Here is a 22,228-nt window from a genome sequence, read left to right as displayed (position 1 = left end):
TATAAATGAAACAACTCTACTTGATATCTGCGTTTTCTCTTTTATTTCTTACTTCAAATGCCCAGGAAAAAAAATGGGATGTAGAAAAATTTCAGGGAATCACCAAAAACTTCACTTTAAATACCGATGAGGGCACCTGGATGAACCTCGATGTGAGTGGTGATGGCCAGGAAATCGTTTTTGATTTATTGGGTGACATCTATACCATGCCAATTGCAGGTGGTCAGGCGAAGTTGATTAGTGGTGGCATTGCTTACGATGTTCAGCCAAGGTTTAGTCCGAATGGAAAATACATATCCTACACCAGCGATAAAAGCGGGGGCGATAACATCTGGATTATGAATCGCGATGGTTCAGGCAAAAAACAGGTTACGAAAGAAACATTCAGGTTGTTGAATAATGCAACCTGGATGCCGAACAGCGAATATATAGTGGCTCGTAAACATTTTACAGCAGGGCGCTCTTTAGGTGCTGGTGAAATGTGGATGTACAGCATAAACGGCGGCGATGGGGTTCAACTAACCAAGCGCAAAAATGATCAACAAGATGCAGGAGAGCCTAATGTGTCGCCTGACGGCAAATATGTTTACTTCAGCGAGGATATTACTCCCGGTCCAAATTTCGAATACAGTAAGGATCCGAATGGAACGATATATGCTATTCGTCAGTTGGATTTGACCACAGGCAAAATAAATACGCTGATTAATGAACAAGGTGGTGCCTGCCGGCCACAGGTTTCGCCCGATGGAAATTTAATCGCTTTTGTAAAGCGTGTCCGATTGAAATCTACGCTGTATGTTCAGAATATTAAAACTGGTGAAGAATGGCCGGTAAATGAAGATTTGTCTCACGACCAACAGGAAACCTGGGCAATTTTCGGGGTTTACCCAAACTTTGCATGGACACCGGACAGCAAAAGTTTAGTGTTTTATGCAAAAGGAAAAATCAGAAAAACCGAAATCGGAAATCTAATTACATCAACCATTCCTTTCCAGGCCAATACAGTTCACACGGTTCAGCAAGCCTTACATTTCGAGCAACAAGTTTTCAGTAATGATTTTTCGGCAAAAATGCTGAGACAATTAACGACTTCACCCGATGAAAAAACAATCATTTTCAACGCTGCAGGTTTTCTGTACAAACAAGAATTGCCAAATGGCAAACCTGAAAGATTAACTAACGGTTTAGATTTCGAAGTCGATCCGGCTTTTAGTCCTGACGGAAAATTTGTGATTTATACGACCTGGAGCGATGAACTTCGTGGGGCAATAAAAAGAACGGATTTAAAATCAGGCAAAACGATTACGCTAAGTGATGAAAAAGGATTTTATTATTCGCCACAATATTCAACTAAAGGCGATAAAATTGTTTTCAGAAAAGGCAGTGGAAATGACGTATTGGGTTATAACTATGGCCGAGGAACGGGCATTTTTATAATGCCTGCAAATGGTGGTTCTAAAACTTTGGTATCTGAAAATGGAATAAAACCATCTTTCAATAACAATGATACCAGGATTTACTTCCAAAGCTATACTGATGGCAAAAAGGCGTTAAAAAGTATCGATTTAAGTGGTGCAAACGAAAGAACACATTTCACTTCCCAGTATGCAAACCAGTTTGTGGTTAGTCCTGATAATAAATGGCTGGCTTTCAATGAGCTTTTTAACGTATACATCACACCGATGATAAATGTGGGAACGGCTCAGGACGCGTCAGCCGGAAACCGGGCAATTCCGGTAACGAAAGTAACTACCGAGGGCGGAACTTATATGCAATGGAGTTTGGACAGCAAAAACCTGCATTGGACTTTGGGACCCAAATATTTTACTATCGACGTTAAAAATGCTTTCAATTTCGATGGAACCACACCCAAAACCCAGGCCAGTTCTATCGACATCAACCTCAGCTTGAAAAGTGACGTTCCGGTTGGAATTCTAGCCCTGAAAGGCGCGCGCATCATTTCAATGAAAGGCGATGAAGTTATAGAAAACGGTACGATTTTAACTGATGGCAATAAGATAACGGCGATTGGAACGGCTGATGCAGTGTCTATTCCAGCCAATGCAAAAGTGATTAATGTGAACGGCAAAACGATTATGCCGGGTATAGTGGATGTTCACGCACACCTGCGTACCAGTCCTGACGGAATTTCGCCACAGAGCGACTGGAGTTACCTGGCGAACTTGGCTTTCGGCGTAACCACAGCTCACGATCCTTCAAGCAACACCGAAATGGTATTCAGCCAGAGTGAGATGCTTAAAGCAGGCCGGATGGTTGGACCAAGGGTTTATTCAACAGGCTCGATTTTGTATGGTGCAGATGGCGATTTTAAAGTCGTAATAAATAGTTTAGACGATGCATTGGCGAATCTTAAACGCCTGAAAGCAGTTGGCGCATTTTCAGTAAAATCATACAATCAACCCAGAAGGGAACAGCGTCAACAAATTTTAGAGGCTGCCCGCCAATTGAAAATGGAAGTTGTACCAGAAGGCGGTTCTACCTTTTTCCATAACATGAATATGGTGGTTGATGGTCACACAGGCATTGAGCACAGCATTCCGGTTTTACCTGTTTATAAAGATGTAACCACGCTTTGGAATAATACTTCTGTGGGTTACACGCCTACTTTAATTGTGGCCTACGGCGGGCAGTGGGGTGAAAATTACTGGTACGACAGAACAAATGTTTGGGAGAACGAAAAGTTAATGACTTACACGCCACGTTCTATTATCGATGCAAGGGCGAGACGCAGAACCACTTCTGAATACAGTGATTACAACCACATCGACATTGCAAAAGCTACTAAAAAAATTGCTGATGGAGGTACAAAAGTAAATCTGGGAGCACACGGACAAATTCAGGGTCTAGGTGCACACTGGGAACTCTGGATGTTTGTTCAGGGTGGTTTTTCTCCGTTGCAAGCCATTAGAAATGCAACGTTGAATGGCGCCCATTATTTAGGAATGGATAAAGAAATTGGTTCGTTAGAAGTTGGAAAACTGGCTGACCTCGTAATTATGGACGCCAATCCATTAGATGACATCCGCAACTCTGAAAAAATTAAATATGTCATGATTAATGGCCGTCTATATGACAGCGCCACAATGAACGAGGTGGGAACAAGGGAAAAGCTTCGCAGAAAGCTTTGGTTTGAGGCGGCAAAAGGAAATGGTTATATGGTTCCGAATGGCGAATCAGAAACCTGGACATTTACGGTTCCACATTGCGATTGATATAGTACTTTCAAATAGTTTGCCATACAAGAAATGGCTGCCTGCGTTAGGCAGGTAGGAAGATTTAAGACTTTGAGCTTATATAACATTATGTTTCTTATATGATTTACGTTTTCGTCATTCTCGCGCATGCGGGAATCTTAATGCTTAGGTTATTTGCGTTCGCTTTTGGATTCCCGTTTTCACGGGAAAGACGACAGCTAAAAAACGAAATCGCAAAACTTACAAAACCAATAACCCAAATACCCTTAAAGTGTTCACAGTTTTCGAATACCAGAACAATTCGAAGTTTTCCATTTCTGCCTCAAAATCTGCTTTTACATCAGCGAAAGTGTAAACCTTTTCATTTGAAATATGAATTTTCTCTAAAATTGAAACCAACCATTCACCCTCATTCTTGTTGGTTTGAACGGTAAAACTTTCCCGCTTATCATGAAAGATTAATGAGGCCATTTCCCATGTATTGCCTTTTTTCGATTTCGTAAAATAGTCAGCCGATGGCTTTCCTCCTATCCAGACTACCTTGGCGGTTGGCTTGGTACTGAAATTATTATCATCATTCAATGCCCTTTCAATAAAATCAGCTTGAATTTTTGTTTTAGGAATTTTAAAATCGAACCAATCCTGTAGCTCGTAGTCGAAACAAATTCCATGCATAAAATTGAAAAGGGATTTCTTCAACCCATAGCTGAATTTATTATGGTCGATACCCGTTTTATCGATGTAGTTAATGTCGTTATTGGCAAAAGCACCGATGGTTTCCGTTTCCTTAACTACCCCAAATCTTTCGGGATACATCCCCACAGGACTATGAGCCGTCATGGCGAACTGGTGCCAGAAACCAGATTGCAAAACGCCGGCTTCGAACAGCTGGCGAACCATTTCCAGGCTATCTACTGTTTCCTGCACCGTTTGTGTTGGGTAACCATACATTAAATATGCATGAACCATTATTCCGGCGGCAGTAAAATTCCGTGTAACTTTTGCAACCTGTTCTACGGTAACCCCCTTATCAATCAGTTTTAATAACCTATCGGATGCCACTTCTAAACCACCCGAAACGGCAATACAACCCGAAGCTTTTAACAGCAAGCATAAATCAGCTGTAAAGCTTTTTTCAAAACGGATATTCGTCCACCAGGTTACAGCTAATTTTCTGCGGATAATTTCCAAAGCTACTTCCCGCATTAGAGCAGGCGGTGCAGCCTCATCTACAAAGTGAAAACCATTTTGCCCGGTTTTAGCATATAAATCCTCAATCCTATCTACAATTTGTTTCGCTTGAACTGGTTCGTAAACTTTGATGTAATCCAACGAGATGTCGCAAAAAGTACATTTACCCCAATAACAACCATGTGCCATTGTTAATTTATTCCAACGACCGTCGCTCCACATACGATGCATAGGGTTTACGATTTCGATAACCGAAATATACTTATCCAAAAGTAAGCCTGTATAATCAGGTGTGCCGACATCAGCTTGTTTATAATCTTTTCGGAAAGAATCATTTTTATAAATAACCTCGCCGTTTTCAAGCAAAAATGTACGTTTATACATTTGCAACTCTTTCGGTAAAGCCCCACTAATATTTTGAATAAGCAAATCAATTGGTAATTCACCGTCATCCAGGGTGATGAAATCGAAAAACTCAAAAACACGTTCATCTGAAAGTGAACGCAATTCGGTATTTGGAAAACCACCTCCCATGGAAATTTTAATTTGCGGATAATTGGTTTTTACCCACTGAGCACAACGAAATGCACTGTATAGATTCCCTGGAAAGGGAACTGAAATTAAAAATAATTTGGGTTGAATGGTTTCTATTTTTCCTTTTAAAACCGAAATTAAGATGTTGTCGATGTAAGTGGGTTTCTTAGTTAAAGCGTTATAAAGTTCATCAAATGAATTTGCACTTCTGCCTAAACGTTCAGCATATCTGCTAAAACCAAAGTTTTCATCAATGCATTCTACAATGTAATCTGAAATATCTTCCAGGTAAAGCGTGGCCAGATGTTTGGCTTTATCTTGTGTTCCCATTGCACCAAAAGCCCAATCCAACTCTTCCAATTGCGCAAATCGAGCGGCCTGCGGAAGAAAATCATCACCGCAAATCTGCAAAGCCAATGTCGGGTTTTTTCCTTGCAGGAATGAAATAACTGCATCAATCGTTTTGAGATATTCATCTTTTAGAGCCAGAATTCTCTTCGCATTATCGCTTTTGGATTTTTGGTTACCAACTATAAATAAATCATATAAACCTTTTTTAGAAAACAACTCTAAAATTACTTCAATGCCTAAATCAGCTTGGGATGAAGAAATATTTTTAGTGTTTAGAAAACCTTTTATATATGCTGTTGCCGGATACGGTGTATTCAGTTGGGTAAATGGTGGCGTAACGGCGAAGATTTCGGCTTTCAATGGAGGTGCTTTTACGCAAAAGTAGGAAATTTTAAGTTTTATCAATTAAAATCAACTATTGGCTTGAAACAAATGGCCTTTTAAACTAATTATAAACAGCCTGTATGGCCCGTTTGATGTTGCTGAGATCTTTAAAAATCTGATAAAAAACTGATAAAAATCCGCTCAGGTTTGGATTTATACTTTAATTATAGCTTTATTTGCACAAAAACCTGTTTCATGGCCAAAAACTTATTAATCGTCGAATCACCCGCAAAAGCTAAAACTATAGAAGGCTATTTAGGCAAAGATTTCCTTGTGAAATCGAGCTATGGTCACATCCGGGATTTAGCAAAAGGTGATATGGCAATTGATATTGCAAATGATTTTGCCCAGAAATACGAAGTGCCAGCCGATAAAAAAGCCCTGGTTGCTGAATTAAAGAAGCTTGCCAAAGACGCCGAAATGGTCTGGCTCGCATCCGATGAAGACCGCGAAGGAGAAGCCATTTCCTGGCATTTATTTGAAACTTTAGGTTTGAAAGTCGAAAAAACCAAACGCATTGTTTTTCACGAAATTACAAAACCAGCTATATTAAAAGCAATTGATAGCCCCCGTAGTATTGATTATAACCTGGTTAATGCGCAGCAGGCCCGTAGGGTTTTAGACCGTTTAGTGGGCTTTGAACTTTCACCCGTTTTATGGAAAAAAGTAAAGCCGTCACTTTCAGCCGGTCGCGTTCAATCGGTAGCGGTTCGGTTAATTGTTGATAGAGAGCGGGAAGTTCAAAATTTCCATGCCGCAGCGGCATTTAAAATTACTGCACAATTTTTAACCGGAAAAGGAAAGGAAACAGTTAAGGCTGAATTGCCACATCGTTTCGAAAGTGAAGCCGATGCAGAAAAGTATCTTCAGGATTGTGCTGAAGCTAAATTTGACATCACCAGTTTGGAAACAAAGCCAGCAAAGCGTAATCCGGCTGCGCCTTTTACCACTTCGACCTTACAACAGGAGGCATCCAGGAAATTGGGTTTTTCGGTTGCAAGAACCATGCAAGTGGCTCAAAGATTATATGAGGCGGGTAAGATTACCTACATGAGAACGGATTCAGTAAACTTATCTGAAACGGCTGTTAATGCTGCTTCTGCTGAAATTAAATCGGCTTACGGCGATAAATACCATCAACCCAGAGTTTACAAAACCAAATCTGCAGGTGCACAGGAAGCACACGAGGCCATCCGCCCTACTTATTTCGACAAGCATACCGTTGATGGTGACATCTCAGAAAAGCGTTTATATGAATTAATCTGGAAACGCGCTATCGCATCTCAAATGAGCGAAGCTTTATTTGAGAAAACAACTGCTCAAATTACGGCATCCACCAGAAAGGAGCATTTAGTAGCAGAAGGTGAAGTTTTGAAATTTGACGGCTTCTTAAAAGTTTATTTGGAATCTACGGATGATGAAGAAGGCGAAGAAAAAGAAGGCGGTTCAATCTTGCCTCCCTTAGCCAAAGGGCAGGAATTATTTTTAAAAGAAATGCAGGCGACAGAACGTTATTCCCGTCCGCCTGCCAGGTATACTGAAGCCAGCCTGGTTAAAAAATTAGAAGAGCTAGGAATCGGTCGCCCGTCTACTTATGCGCCTACCATTTCTACGGTTCAAAATCGTGGTTATGTGGTTAAAGAAGACAGGGACGGTAAACAGCGTAAATTTACAGCCATTATTTTAGCTGATGGTAAAGTAACTAAAGATACAAAATCTGAAATTACGGGTGCCGAGAAGCAGAAACTCTTCCCTACCGATATTGGTGAAGTGGTTAATGATTTCCTTGTTGAACACTTTAAAGGCATTGTAGATTTTAACTTTACAGCCAAAGTAGAAAAGGAATTTGATGAAATTGCGCAGGGTTTACAGGAGTGGACTAAAATGCTGCATTCTTTCTACAGTCCGTTTCATACTGAAGTGGAAACGACTTTGGAGACAGCCGAGCGCGCAACTGGCGAACGCTTGTTGGGCTTAGACCCTGCGACCGGCAAAAATGTTTATACTAAAGTAGGTAAGTTTGGACCGTTGGTACAAATTGGAGAGCTCGATGAGGAAGAAAAGCCACGTTATGCCAGTTTAATGCGCAGCCAATCTGTTGCGACCATAACTTTAGATGAAGCATTAGAGTTGTTCAAACTTCCGATGCAACTACCCGATTTTGAAGGTCAGGAAGTGATGGTTGGTGTCGGACGTTTTGGTCCTTATGTGAAATGGGGCGAGGCATTTATTTCATTACCTAAAAACGAAGAGCCACTTTCCGTTACGTACGAACGTGCGGTCCAGATAATCCAAGAGAAAATGGACGCTGACGCACCTATTGCTTATTACGAAGGCTTAGGCGTAACCAAAGGCAAAGGCCGTTTTGGTCCTTTCATCAAATGGAACGATTTGTTTATCAATATCCCAGCTAAAGGTTACGATTTTGATAATTTAACACAAGCAGATATTGAGACTCTAATCAGTAAGAAAGTCGAAAAAGAAGCAAACCGTTACATTAAAACCTGGGATGCAGAGAAAATTTCAATTGAAAATGGCCGTTGGGGACCATTCATCCGTTTTGGTAAACTGATGTTAAAATTAAGAAATAACGAGGCTACCAAGCAAAAATACACACCCGAAGAATTAGCCGATATTGATTTGGAAGTGGTTAAAAAAATGATCGTAGAGCAAGTGCCGAATGCTTTCGAAACAAAGAAAAAAGCACCGGTTAAGAAAAAAGTAACTGCGAGTAAGGCTGTAGCTAAAAAAAAATAGACCAGGATTAAATGATTTTAGGATGGCCAGGATAATTGAGTAAATTCCATATTATTAAAAATAACTTCTATATAAAGTCTAAGTGTAAATCGGTTGGTTGTTTTAAAACAGTTAACCGATTTAATCATTTTTAAACAGTTAAACATATTACGTTGAAAGTAGATTTACCAGAAAATACAGTTGAAGATATCGCAATGGCTGTTGTGCTGATGAGCGAAACTCCGGAGGTAAAAAACTGGACTGTTTATCTTGTTAACTTGAAAAATGAGCCGATTACAAATGTTTTAATCAGCTCAAAAGGCTATGGTGAAAAGGAAGGAAAACAAGTTAAAACTTCTGTTTTAAGGCATTTTATCGGCGATATGGAAGCAAATGATTTCAAAGGCGTTGAAGCCATTGACCCGGAAGTTTTCGGATTGACAAATGAATATTGGTTAAGTTATTACATTGGCTCAACCATCTATGATAAAAAATTCATTTTTCTTCCCGAAAGCATTATTGATACCAATCTGATAAAAATACCTCTGGTGAACAGACCTGGGGTGATGATAAAATAGAAGTTCATTAGTCATTAGTTCATTGGGATAATTTGTTTAAACACATTAAAATAAATAATGAACTAATTCTGTTTTGTTAGACAGAAATGTCAAGGTTAGGCATCACATACAAATGACTAATGAACCAATGATACAAGTGAACTAGCCTAAGGTACCTTAACCGCTTGTCTTCCCAAAAGCTTCCACCCTGATTTTTCTTTACTCCAAATTAGCAAAATATACAATTTCACATTTCCGGGAACATTTTTATCATTTGTTTTAGCACTTAAGGTATGACGAACGAGTGCTGTTTTGTTTTGAACAATTATAGTCTGCTCGGTTATATCAATATCGACAAAATCGGATTCACCAGATAATAGTGAATGAATGAATTCCTGTTTGTTTTGAACCTTTCCACTGGAATGTCCGTAACTCAAATTACTCAAAATCAATCGATCTAAGGCGGCACTATCAGGCTTAATCATCAGCTTAACAAGATTATTCACCGCGTTTCCTACGTCACTTTTTTGTGCAAAAGAAAAATTAGATAGCATAGTCAGGCTTAAAATAAATAGCAATTTCTTAATCATATCTGGTCTTTAATTGGATTGAATAGCGTAAACTTATCCAATCCAAGCTTAGGAACAAAATCATTCTGATAAAATTATGGGATGGTACGCTTTTCTATGTAAAAAAGTCTACAGTGGAATATTAATTAAAAGGTCTTTGATTAAAATGTCTTTACAATTCATAGCATAACAGATAAAAAAAGCAGGAGTAATACACTCCTGCCTCACTAATAACCAACATACTCGATTATTTTTTTGTTACCTTAAAAACGGTTCTCCGGTTTTTGACCCTTCCATCGGGATTATCCTTTCCGTTTTTAAATTGGTTAGGTGCCACGGGAATACTTTCACCATATCCTTTAAAAGTCATTCTATTCTGTGCAATATTTTTGCTGACCAGGAAATCCATGCAAGATTTAGCCCGTCTTTCAGATAAATCCAGATTGTATTGGTCTGTTCCAATGTTATCGGTATGAGAACCAAGTTCGATTTCCATTTCCGGGTTGTCATCCATGATGGTGACAAGGGCGTCGAGCACTTTTTTAGAAAGTTCAGTTAGCTCTGCACTGTTAAATTCATAATATACATTATCCAAAACGATCGGCACGTTAATTTTAAAGGAACTCATGCAGTAATCAACATGCATTAGGGTATCTGCTTTGGCGATTTCCTCGAAACTATAGGATTTATTTAAAGCAAAGTAATTTTCTTTGCTCATATGTAATTTCACAGGTTTTCGGGTATCCATTTTAAATTCGTACTTGCCTGAACCATTCGTTATAACGGAATGGTCTACGCCATCACCGGATATTCTCACCGAAACGCCATCTAATGGTTTTTTAGTTTTGCAATCACTGATGGTTCCTGAGATAGCAATATGTTCTCTCTCCACTTCAAAAATCTCCAGACAGCAGGCAGATTCTCGATCCGAACTAATGTAACCGCTGCTTCCATCCGTATTTATGGCGCTGAAATAAACATCGTCTTTAGATGAATTAAAAGGGTAGCCCAGGTTTTGTGGTGTTGTCCAATTGACTAAATCGCCCTCCGATTCGAAGAAGTCCATTCCACCTAAACCAATCCTTCCGTCTGTACTGAACATTAATTTTTTTGTAGTCACATTATAATATGGTGCGCGTTCATCGGCTTCTGTATTTATTTCCGGGCCAAGGTTTACCGCCTGGCCGAAAGAGCCATCACTCCGGATGGCCGCGAACCACAAATCATATTTGCCATAACCGCCAATTCTATCGGAAGAAAATAAAAGAAATTTCCCATCACTTGTAACATATGGCTGGGCGGAATTGAAATCTCTGCTGTTAACTTGCAAGCCCACGGATTGCGGTGCAGACCACTTATCACCCGTTTTCGAAGAATAATATATTGCATGTTGGCCGTTATCCTTCCATGCCGTAAAATAAGCTGTAGTGCCTGATGGATTAAAACTAACCGCAGCAAATTCCATGTCTTCTGGTAAGTCCATTTCAACCTTTTTTATGTCTATTTCGGTATCCCGCACAGCGGATCTTGTTTTATATAAACTATTTAAAAAAGGATTTGCCTTTGTAGAGATCTGCGTTTCTCCCTTTACATTTTTCACTATCTCTGGCTTTCCTGCCACTGAAACCGGCCTGGAAGAGGTGAAATAAAAATCATTCCCTTGTGTTGCAGGTGCATAATTTGAGCCCAATCCATTTACATCTGCTTGCATTTTTTTCACCTGAACCAACCTGGGAAATCGCATTTCTTTAATAGCGAATTTACAGGACAGGATTTCCCGGTTTGCGGCTTTAACCAGTTCGTCTGTTTTGTTTCTGGCGATGAATTGTTCGAAAGCATTAATGGCTTGTGGGAACTTTTTATTTGCCCTTAAGCTTTCTGCATAGTAAAACAAAGCTTTCTTATATTTAGGGTTACTAAAAGTGCTTGCAACTTCATAATATTTTTCCGCTTCCGAAAAATCCCGGTACATTCTGCTCGATTCTGCCAGGTTGTAGAGGGATCCCTCATAATCTTCGATAAGTCTTTCATCGCTTTTTTGCTTTTTATCTTTTCCGTAAGGCAAAACCAACTGCGTACTGTCGGAAGTTATTTTTAACGCCTTTTTATAAAATGTTGCAGCAGCATAATAATCTTTACTTTGAAAATAAGCATCGGCAACCTTCTTATAATTAACTACATACTGCGCATTTACAGTTATACTAAATGCTGTAAATACAAAAAGGATCAATTTTTTCATGAGGAATAATTATAAACGGGGACAGAAAAAGTTAGGACCAATGATGCCGTTGCGGCCAATCAGCGAGATGGATAATTCTAAACCCCCGCTGCTGTTTGATGCACGCCTCAATGTGGATGTGTTCACATCGTAACTTAAGCCGAAAACCATGTTTTTGAATTGCAGACCAACAAAGGCTATAGAGGCATCCTTTACCCGGTAATTGCCGCCAAATAATATATTGGATTGATTATTAACCATGAGCTGTGCGTAAGCGCCAATGGAAATCTCATTGGTATTTCCCTGATACATGATCAAAGCATTTGGAACGAGATCCACCATTTCTGAAGCCCTTACCCTCGCACCACCATGTGCCGTAAAGCGAATTGGTGTGCGTGTACTGTTATCGGAAAAACGCTCGGTCGGCCGGTTTAAATGTGCGGCACTTGCACCAAGAAATACGTTTACATTTTGATCCGGATTACCATCAAAATACATTATCCCCGCATTGATATCAGGTACAAACGAAGAAGTCGACGAAAAACTCTCCCCACTAGAGATGCCACCCTCGTAGCCTGTAACCGGGTTAAACTGATTTCCGAACCTACCTTGCGACAGGTCGAAACTACGGTTTACAAAACCCGCCTGCAAACCAAAACTCACGGTCTGTAAACCTATCTGGCCAAATCTTATCCGGTAAGAACCGGAGACTAAAGCTGTGAGGTAATTAAAATCAAGTTCTCCTGCATTCTGATTTAATATGGTGGCACCAAAAGCAAAATTTTTGGTAGGCGCTACATCAAAAGAGGCACCACCTGTTAAATAAGCATTTGAAATTGCGCCCCATTGCTGTTTAAAATTCACTGAAGCCCTATAGTCCCCATCAATAACACCTGTCAGGGCAGGATTTAACCATAAAGGATAAGCATAATACTGGGAGAAATGAGGATCTGTCTGTGCTTGTAAATTTAATGCTGAACCAATTAAGAGTACTGTGAAACCTATTTTAAAAAACGATGCAATTTTCATGGGTATATATTTATAGCTGTTATTCTTCGGTTAATTATCTAACTAAGGTTAATGTTCCTTTTTTCATCACCTTGGTTCCATCGTTTAATTGAACTTCGATTACGTACACATAAACGCCATTCGGCTGTGCAACGCCTTTATATGTTCCATCCCAACCATTTGTAGTTGAATTTACCTGGAAGATCAACTGCCCCCATTGTGTGTAAATATTCATGTTAACGGCAGCAATGGAATTTCCATAAATGAGGAAGATGTCATTCTTGCCGTCGTTATTAGGCGTAAATACGTTTGGAATGTAAATCTCGTTTCCTATTGGATTTTCTGCCTTTCCTGTTATAGCTGTCGAATTTGCGCTACTCTGGCAATTGCTTTGACCTATGGCTCTAACGAGAATTATAACTGCCTGGTCCGGTTTTAACCCGCCAACCAGATGGCTTGTAGACGTGGCTCCATTCGATGGTACCTGCCAACTTAATCCGTTATCAGTTGAAATTTCATATCCAACCGCCCCCTGAACAGCATTCCATGCGAATGTAACGCTGTTAGGCGTTGCGCCTTGTACCCTTACGACTGGCGCCGTTAGTACTGGTAAAACTGTAACCGTTACGGGCGTCCTGGTTTCGCTGCTGCAACCCGACGCATTTACACTTTCCACATAAAATACAGTGGTAGTGGTGAGGGACGGCGTGGTAAAGGTACTGCCTTGCGCCAGGACTGCGCCTCCGGAACTGGTGCTGTACCAATTGTAGGTTATGCTTGCCTCAGGCGAGTTAACGTTAAGAACGGTTGTATTTCCATAACAGATCGAGGCATTAACCGCGCTAACTGAAACCGGTGCTGTCGGTAATGGTAAAACCGCAATGTTCACAGGAATCCGGTTGCCCGAAGTACATGAACCAGATACTGCTTCCACGTAAAAAGTGGTATTGCCTGTTAGCGCAGGCGTTATGAATGTTTCACCTGTACCAGAAATGGTTCCACTGGTGGCAGTGGTGTACCAGTTATAGGTTACATTCGGCTGTGCATTAATTACCGTGAGCGCAGTACTTTTCCCTGAACAGACATTTATATTGTTACTCGCAACAACCGGTGCAATAGGCCGAGGATTTACTGCAACGGCGACCATTGTCCGTCCTGCGGAAGTTGAACAACCGCCTGTTCCAATGCTCTGAACATAGTAGTTAGTACCCGTTGTTAATACAGGTGTTGTAAACGAAGTTCCCGTAGTTAGCAAATCGCCGCCACTGGCTGCATTGTACCACTCATAGGATACACCCGCCTGAGGGTTTTGAATATTAAGCGTCGTGGCATTACCGGAACAAACCGATGTTCCATTTGTAGAAATGACAGGACTGGCAGGCGCCGCGCTTACAATAACCTGTATAACCCTGGCCGTAGAAGAAGTATTCTCACATTTATTATCACCTTTTACAGTAACATAATATGTTGTGTTTGCATTTAATCGGGCTGTTGTAAAAACAGGACCTTCAAATGAAATATTGGTTAAAGAAGCATCGCTATACCAGGTAAATACAGGATTGATTACCGTGCTCGAACTTGCTGTCAATACTGCTGATGAGCCGGCACACGTAGTCGTATTCCCTGTAATAATGATATCTGTTGTGGTGGCTAAAGGATTTACGTTGACCGTTACTATTTTCGCATCAGCAGCCGTATTTTCACATTTATTTGTTCCTCTAACAGTTACATAATAATTGGTTGTACTGGTTACAGAAACGTTATATGTAGGACCAGTAAAGACCGGAACTGTTAGCGAAGCATCGCTATACCAGGTAAATATAGGTTGAGTAACAGTTAAACTTGATGCCATCAAGCTTGCCGAATTACCCGAACAGATATTTGCGTTATTCAGCGCTATGTCTGCAGCAGTAGCGTAGTCTTTTACAACAACTGTTATTGCTTTTGCATCAGTGGGAGTGTTTGCACAGCTGTTATCTCCCCGAACGGTCACGTAGTAGGTGGTGGTAACGTTTAATGCAGGCGTTGTAAATGATGCCCCAACCTGCGCAACGCTGGTTAACGCCGCATCATTATACCAGGCAAATACTGGATTAGAGACTGTAGCTGAAGATGCCGAAAGATTAGCCGTTGAATTTTTGCAGACAACATTTAACCCGTTAACATTAATATCAGCAGCTGTAGCTAAGGTGTTAACATCTACCAATACTGCTTTTGCCGTACCTGCTGTATTTTCACATCGGCCGTCTCCCTGCACAGTAACATAATAAGTGGTTTGTGCTGATAGTGGCGGCGTGGAAAAAGTTGCACCTGTAAAAACTGAATTTGCTAAAGCAGCATCGCTGTACCATTTAAATACAGCGTTTTGCAGCGTAGAACTTGCTGTTAAGGTAGCTGATGAGCCAGCGCATATGGTGTTGTTCCCAGCAACGGTAATATCTGAAGCTACCGCTACAGGATTAATTGTAACGGATACGCTTGTTGCACGCCCTGGAAGATTCGGGCAAAGGTTATCTCCGCTAACAGTTACATAGTACATCGTGTTCGCCAATATCTGACCGGTAGTAAAAACCTGTCCCAAAAATACCTGATTGGTTAGCCCAGGATCACTAAACCATTTGTATATCGCATTAGTACCTGCATTAGTGCTGTTGGCTGTTAATGTTGTTGTGCCTGCATTACATAGATTTACGTTTCCGGAAATGGTAACATCAGATGCAATCGCATTTCTATTAACAACAATTGTAATTGGCGTTCTTGTCGCATTAGCGCAACCTGAACCCGAAGCAGCTTCCACGTAATAGGTATAACTTCCCGGGCTTAGATTTGCCGGAGTTGTAAAACTGCTGCTGTTACTGACCAGTAAGTTTCCTCCAGTCGAACTATCATACCAGTTGTAAACGAGACCCGCAAGGCTTTGAACAGTCAATGTAGCTGGCGAATTTAAGCAGGTAGATACGGGATTATTGTTCGATGGTGTTGGTGCCGTAGGTGGCGTCGAAATTGTCACTACAACTTTTACTGGCGCAGTTTCACAGCCAGTATTTCCCGTTGCAGTTACAAAAAAATCATAACTGCCTACTGCAAGAGACGGGTCAGTTAAAAAATTAGTACCAAATCCTTTATAAACATTTCCTTGATACCATTTATAGGTTGTATTTGGTTTAGGATTATTTATGCTTAGCACGGCAGATGAACCTGAACAAGTCGAAACGGTTGCTGAACTTACTTCTGGCGAAGTAAAAAGCCTTTGCGCGTAGTTAAAATTTATAGCGTTTAAAACCCCTGCTAAACCAGAGCTAAGCCTCAACTCTACCCCATCAAATTGTTTTGCCGGAATAAAAATTAGGGTGGCTTCACTACCTCCGCTAGCAATATCCAACTGAACTAATTCACTGTTCAGGGCTACACCGTCTGCATTGCTTGCTCCACCATTGAAGGTTGTAAGTGTCAGGTTTGAAAACACAGCTGCTGAAAGTACATTACCCGGTGATGAAATTTTAACTTTCAATGTGTCTCCAACGTTTGATAAACCGCCTGAAAATCCTAAACGTTGATAAACTGATGTATTTAAAAATCCGGCAGGTATAAATAAGGTTGACCCGGTATTAACATCATTATCTATGGCGGCAGTTGGATTAAACACACCTGCTCCTATATTTACACCATCTACACTTGCTGCTAAAGTCGTTGTAGCAATTCCACAACCCGCACTGCCTGGCGTTGCAGGAATTACAGTAACCACTACCGGAACGGGAATACTCGTACCGCAAGTATTCGATGATGCGGTAACGTAATAAGTGGTAGTCGCGGTTAAAGGTGGGGTTAAAAATGTTGTACCTGCGTTAACGCTTGTCGTCAAGTTAACGTCGCTGTACCAATTGATATCAGCACCGACAATTGATGATGTAGCAGTTAAAAACGCTTGAGATCCTGAAACAATTGTTAATGATGCAGGTGTAATAACCGGTGCATCTGGCACGGCGCCAGTGTTTACCGTGGCAGTTGCGCCTGCAGATGCAGTTCCGCAACTATTTACCGCCTGCACAGTATACGTTGTATTACCAAGTGGTGTTACTGTTAAGGTTGTACCATCCGGACCTGCGCTATTTCCATTAACATCATACCATTTGTAAGTAATACCATTGAGTGGATTTTTAACCTGTAAAATAATCGGAAGCCCAGCGCAGGCACTTACTGTAGCTGATAATAATTCAGGTGTTCCTGGTGCAGACTGAACCGTAACATCAACTTCAGTTCTGGGGCTTACACATCCCGAAGTAGAAACAATAGCTACAAAATATTTTGTATCAGCCGTCAGTGTTGGAGTTGCGAAAACCGGGCCATCAAATAATGCATTTTGCGCTGCATCAAACCATCTGTAAGTGACACCCGCAATAGGATTTAAAACAGACAAACTGCTGGATAAACCTGCGCAGCCAGAAACATTCGCCGCTGTAACCTGTGGAGCCAGCAGAGCCCGCTGAATATAATTAAGGTTTACAGAAGTTAATACGCCTGCAGTTCCAGAGTTAATACTTAATCGTGCGCCATCAAAGGCTACTGTCGGAATTATTGTTATCAGCGCCTGTGTATTGCCGCTCAATAGTTTTACATTAAGTAGCGCATTGTTTAATAAAGTTGCATCATTATTTGAATTTGCGCCATTATATGTTGTTATCGAAATGTTATCTAAAACACCAACTGAGGCTAGACTCTGAGGGAAAGAAACCAGCACTTTTAATGTATCGCCAACATTGGATAAGCTTCCGAAATACAAATTTTGATACACTGAAGCGCCTAAAGCGCCTGCCGGCATTACCAATGATGAAGCCGTTTGTGCATCATTATCCACGGCGAGACCTGCATTGATTACACCTGAAAATAAAGCAACTCCACTAATACCATTGGTTTGTGTGGCTGCAACTTCGCAAGGAATTGTTACAGGTGCTCCCACACCATTAACAGATATGGTAATTTGTACCCGGTTTGAAGATGCACATCCCAAAGCAGAAACTGATTCTACATAATAACTAGTGATGGCGTTTAACGGTGGCGTAACAAAAGTAGCGCCCGAGAAAACTGGCGTAGTCGCATTTTGCGCATCATACCAGTTGAATGTAACATTTGCATCAGCCGAGGTTGCTGTAAGTGTAACTGTTTGTCCGGAGTTTACGGTCGACGATGATGCTGTTACCGTCGGGATACCAGGAAGCGGATTTACAGTAATAGGTGCTGCTACTCTGGCGCTGCTTACACAATTTCCATTAACAGCTTCCAGATAATAAGTTGTATTTGCATTTAACGATGGCGAGGTAAAAGATGTTCCGCTAAATAAAGGCGTACCGTCTGTCGCAACTGCGTACCAGTTGTATGTAATTGCAGCATCCGGATTGGTAACGGATAAGGTTGCAGATGAACCGGCACACACATCGGCAATTGCTGCTAATACCGGCTGCTGAATCACTGGTGTAACGGTAACGATAACAGGAATTCTTACTGCATTTATGCAAGTCCCTTTTGCAACTTCAATATAATAAATTGTGGTTGCCGTTAGGCTTGGTGTTGTATAAGTTTCTCCGCTGGCTAATAAACTACCCCCTATTGCTGCATCAAACCATTTTAAATTCGTTCCACCATTTGCAGTCGCATTTAGTGTTGCGGAATTTCCTGAGCAGATGGTTTGCGAACCGCTTGTAATTGTAGGGTTTGGATATATGACTGTTGCACCATAAACATCCAAGCTGCTTACAGCTGAAACTAAACTACCAAAACGTAGTTCTACCCTATCAAAAGCCCCTGCAGCGGCGAGCGTTGCTGTGAATCTACTACCGCCTAAAAGCGAAAGTTTTAATGCGGACGAGCTTAATTGATAACTGCTAACAACAGCTGCCCCGTTCATCACGTTCACTGTAATATTATTCAACACTGATAAATCAAGTAACCCTGTTGGCAAGCCTAAATCCAAACGAATGCTATCAGTTGCAATACCAGCTGACGGGAAAATTAAGCGCTGATAGCCTGTAGAGCCGACGCCAACAGCAAGCGTAATTCTTGTAAAATTATCCGGATTGGCATCGGTGGAATTTCCCGGCCCTGTAATGCTGCACAAAAGACAAACACCCGTTATACCTGAATTCTGACTGTTAGCAACATTACAATTTGCGTTTCCTCCGCCGGTTATCACTGTAACAGTTACGGGAATCCTTATGTCACTTGCACAACCATTGGCATTTGTAGTTTCTACATAATATGTGGTTGTCGTACTTAACGGACCTGTTGAAAAATTAGTTCCGGTGGCAAGTTCTGTACCGCCTGATGCGGCCGCATACCATTTGATTGTATTTCCTGCATCGGCAGTTGCGGTGAGTGTCGTGCTTTGTCCGGAATTTACAACCTGGTTATTGGTTGTGATCACCGCAGGGTTAGCTGCAGGATTTACAGTAACTGTTACCGTCGTTCTTGTACTTACTGCCGTACCGGAAACTGCTTCAACGTAAAAGGTGGCATTTGAATTTATAACTGGTGTTACAAATACGCCTGTATTATTTGTTGCTAATGGTGCACTCCCGGTAGCTCCATACCAATTGTAAGTTACACCGGATTGCAAATTACTTATGTTTAAGGTAGCTGAACTGCCTTCACAAACAGCTACGGTGGCAACAACAGGCGGATTAACATTTACAACAATCGTATAATCCGAATTCACTTTGTTGTTGTTAATGTCAGTTCCCGTTACAGAAACTATATAAGTTCCTCCTTGTGTTGGTGTGCCTGTTATTTCACGGGTTGAAGTATTGAAGTTAAGTCCAGGAGGCAGGTTTGTTGCTACATAAGTGTAGGGAGGTGTTCCGCCTGATACGCCCGGCAGTGTTTGCGTCGGGTAAATATCGCCAACAATTCCGCTTTGCAAAGTTGTCGATGGAAGTGATAACACACCTGTCACGCTTAATGGATAGGTATTGGCAGCTGTTCTTCCCTGGCTATCAGTAACTGTAACTGAAATCGTGTAATTACCCGCCTGGGTTGGAGTTCCTGTGATTGCTCTGGTTATTGGGTCGAAGGATAATCCGGGAGGTACGCCAGTTGCAATATAAGTATAAGGGCCGACACCCCCGGTCGCAGCAGGTAAAATTTGAGTCGTGTAAGCAACGTCTGCATTCCCGGCTGGAAGTGTGGCTGAAGGTAACAATAATGGGTCAGTAACAACCAAAGTGTAGCTCGTACTTGTAGATTTTCCATCCGCATCCGTAACTGTAACCGGAATAACGAAAGTTCCGGCATTTGTGGGTGTTCCTGCGATTTCTCTTGTAGATGGATTAAAAGACAATCCCGAAGGAAGGCTAGTTGCTGAATAAACGTATGGACCAGCACCACCGGTCGCCGAAGGAATTATCTGCGGTGCATAAACCTGACCTGTAGTTCCATTTCCTAACGTCGCACCAGGTAGAACTAAAGGGTCAGTAATTTTTAGGGTGTAAACAGCGGTAACCGTATTTCCATTTACATCTGTTACAGTTACCGGAACGCTATAATTGCCAATTTGTGTTGGTGTTCCGGTAATCTCCCTGGTATTTGGATCGAAGGTTAACCCCGGAGGTAAATTTGTAGCTGTATACGCATATGGTCCGGTACCACCGGTGGCCGGAGGAATGGTATGAGCGGGATATGTTGTACCAGTAACGCCATTGGGTAGCGTGCCTGGTGTTAAAATCAAGGCATTTGTAACCGTTAGCGTATAAGAAGCTGTCGCTTTACAACCTTTACTATCGGTTGCGGTTATCGAAAATGTAAAATCACCTGTTGCTGTTGGTGTGCCAGATAGTACGCCCGTTGATGATAAACTTAAACCGGCCGGCAAAACACTTCCGCTTTCCAGTGTGTAATTGAAGCCGGGTGTGCCCCCTGTCGCCGCAATAATCTGTTTAGTATAAGAAAATCCGTTAGATGCATTTTGCAATGTTGTCGTATTAAATACGATTGCCGGATTTACGGTTACAGAAATTGGAACCCGAACCGATTCTTCAGCGCAGCCTAATCGCCTTGCCGCAACATAATACACTTTATTTGCCGTAAGTGCCGGAGTTGAGAAGGATTGATTAAAGGCTGTTGTTGCAAGCGCTGTGCCGCCTTCAACAACATCGTACCAGCGTAAATCATTTGTACCCGGCGTGGTAACAGTTAAAGCCGCAGGGGAATTATAACAGGTGAAAACTGCATTCGAAGCAGGAGCTGTAAATGTTGGTCTTCCTGCCGACCTTGTCAAGCCATAAATAAATATGGTTTGGGTTAAATTGACATTTAACAACGAGGATAACGTTACCCTAACCCTGTCAAACGGTACGCCTGGAGAAAAAGGAACAGTAACGGGTTGCCCTGAATTTAACAGCGCTAACAAATCCAAATTCAGCAAGTTGGATGCAGACCCAGAATAAACCTGATTGGGACCATTGAAAGCTGTGACAGTTAATCTGTTTAAAACGCCTGCTGTAAGTAGCGCTGAAGAGGTCCTGAATCGAAGGTTGAAGTCATCTCCCGCATTGGAAGGGGTACTAAAATAAAAATTCTGACTAATGGACCCCGCGACTCCAAGTGCACCTAAACTCAACTCAGAATAATTTGTTGTACTCGCATCAATAGCAAAATCCGGGTTCGTTACACCGGCCTTACCCAAACCTAATGCATCAACGGTTAAACCTGTTCCTTCATAATCCGTAGCAAAAGCAGGTGCGCAGGCATCAATTCCGCTGGTATAAAATGCATTGTAAACTTTAGTAGTATTTGTTGTGCCTAACAATAAAGCACTTGTTAAATCACGAACATAAACTCTATCATAATCTTGATTAGGCCTCAACGCAAAATAATAGAAGCCTTGAGCATCTCTAACTAACTTCAGGTTTTGGCTAGAAAATCCACCTGAACTTGAGCCACTTAAAACGGTTACTGCTGCTGCATTCCTTGCTCCGACCTCGATAACGTGATTACCCAATACTACACCGCCCACTACTCCGGAAAGTAAGCCTCCTAAATTACCGCCAAGCAATTGGTTTAATAGTGTTGGGTCAGCATCGATGCGAATAAAAGATGTTGTACCTGCCGGGATTGTAGCGGTGAATTTAAGCTCAAGTTCTCCTGTATATGCACCTAAACCTACAGCGACACCTCCTGACGATCTTACTGTTGCAAATGTGGTTTCACTTACTTGTAAGGCTCTTGAAGCATTATCAACATTAGACGTTACACCTAAAGAACTTGCATAAACTTTTGTTTGGCTATACGAATCTAATCTTAAAAGCGTTGTAATAATAACAGTAAAAAAAATAATTAAAATTTTCCTTAAAACGAACGAGGAGGTAGAGTTTTTCATCATATCAGGCGCAATTAGGGTTTAGTAGTTAAATCGGGATTTTAATTCCGGTGTGGGAATTTTCATCTGATTGTCAAATCTACGTCACCCGTGTCTAA

Annotated in this window: 8 protein-coding genes; 3 read left to right on the top strand and 5 right to left on the bottom strand. The window is 41.4% G+C overall.

All coding sequences use genetic code 11. The features are described from left to right. The first annotated feature begins 5 nt into the window (after positions 1-5). Positions 6-3,233 (top strand): amidohydrolase family protein, encoded by a 3,228-nt coding sequence (locus ASF92_RS16445; protein WP_056095685.1) that lies wholly within the window; start codon positions 6-8, stop codon positions 3,231-3,233. Positions 3,234-3,455: 222 nt separating this feature from the next. Here ASF92_RS16445 and ASF92_RS16440 read toward each other — a convergent pair whose 3' ends face one another. Continuing rightward, positions 3,456-5,651, bottom strand: a complete 2,196-nt coding sequence (locus ASF92_RS16440; protein WP_056097087.1) for a radical SAM protein — start codon at positions 5,649-5,651, stop codon at positions 3,456-3,458. Positions 5,652-5,870: 219 nt separating this feature from the next. Here ASF92_RS16440 and topA point away from each other — a divergent pair, with 219 nt between their 5' ends. Together topA and ASF92_RS16430 are read left to right on the top strand one after the other, a co-directional pair. Beyond that, positions 5,871-8,432, top strand: coding sequence for a type I DNA topoisomerase (gene topA, locus ASF92_RS16435; RefSeq protein WP_056095682.1), 2,562 nt, complete (start codon positions 5,871-5,873; stop codon positions 8,430-8,432). 152 nt (positions 8,433-8,584) lie between these two features. Continuing rightward, complete coding sequence (locus ASF92_RS16430; RefSeq protein WP_056095678.1) at positions 8,585-8,989, top strand: hypothetical protein; 405 nt, start codon at positions 8,585-8,587, stop codon at positions 8,987-8,989. 146 nt (positions 8,990-9,135) lie between these two features. Here the strand turns inward: ASF92_RS16430 and ASF92_RS16425 are convergent, their stop codons facing one another. The 4 genes from ASF92_RS16425 to ASF92_RS16410 form a co-directional block, all read right to left on the bottom strand. Then, entirely contained in the window at positions 9,136-9,558 is a 423-nt protein-coding gene (locus tag ASF92_RS16425; protein ID WP_056095675.1) for a nuclear transport factor 2 family protein, read from the bottom strand. 226 nt (positions 9,559-9,784) lie between these two features. Then, positions 9,785-11,776, bottom strand: coding sequence for an OmpA family protein (locus ASF92_RS16420; RefSeq protein ID WP_056095672.1), 1,992 nt, complete (start codon positions 11,774-11,776; stop codon positions 9,785-9,787). A gap of 9 nt (positions 11,777-11,785) precedes the next feature. After that, positions 11,786-12,784, bottom strand: coding sequence for a PorP/SprF family type IX secretion system membrane protein (locus tag ASF92_RS16415; RefSeq protein ID WP_056095669.1), 999 nt, complete (start codon positions 12,782-12,784; stop codon positions 11,786-11,788). Between the two features lie 34 nt (positions 12,785-12,818). Continuing rightward, on the bottom strand, positions 12,819-22,133 hold the full coding sequence (locus ASF92_RS16410) for a putative Ig domain-containing protein (RefSeq protein ID WP_082489596.1): 9,315 nt from the start codon (positions 22,131-22,133) through the stop codon (positions 12,819-12,821). Positions 22,134-22,228: the final 95 nt, after the last annotated feature.

Source organism: Pedobacter sp. Leaf176 (assembly GCF_001424305.1).
Classification (GTDB): Bacteria; Bacteroidota; Bacteroidia; order Sphingobacteriales; family Sphingobacteriaceae; genus Pedobacter.
This window is presented reverse-complemented; position numbering and strand designations above follow the sequence as displayed.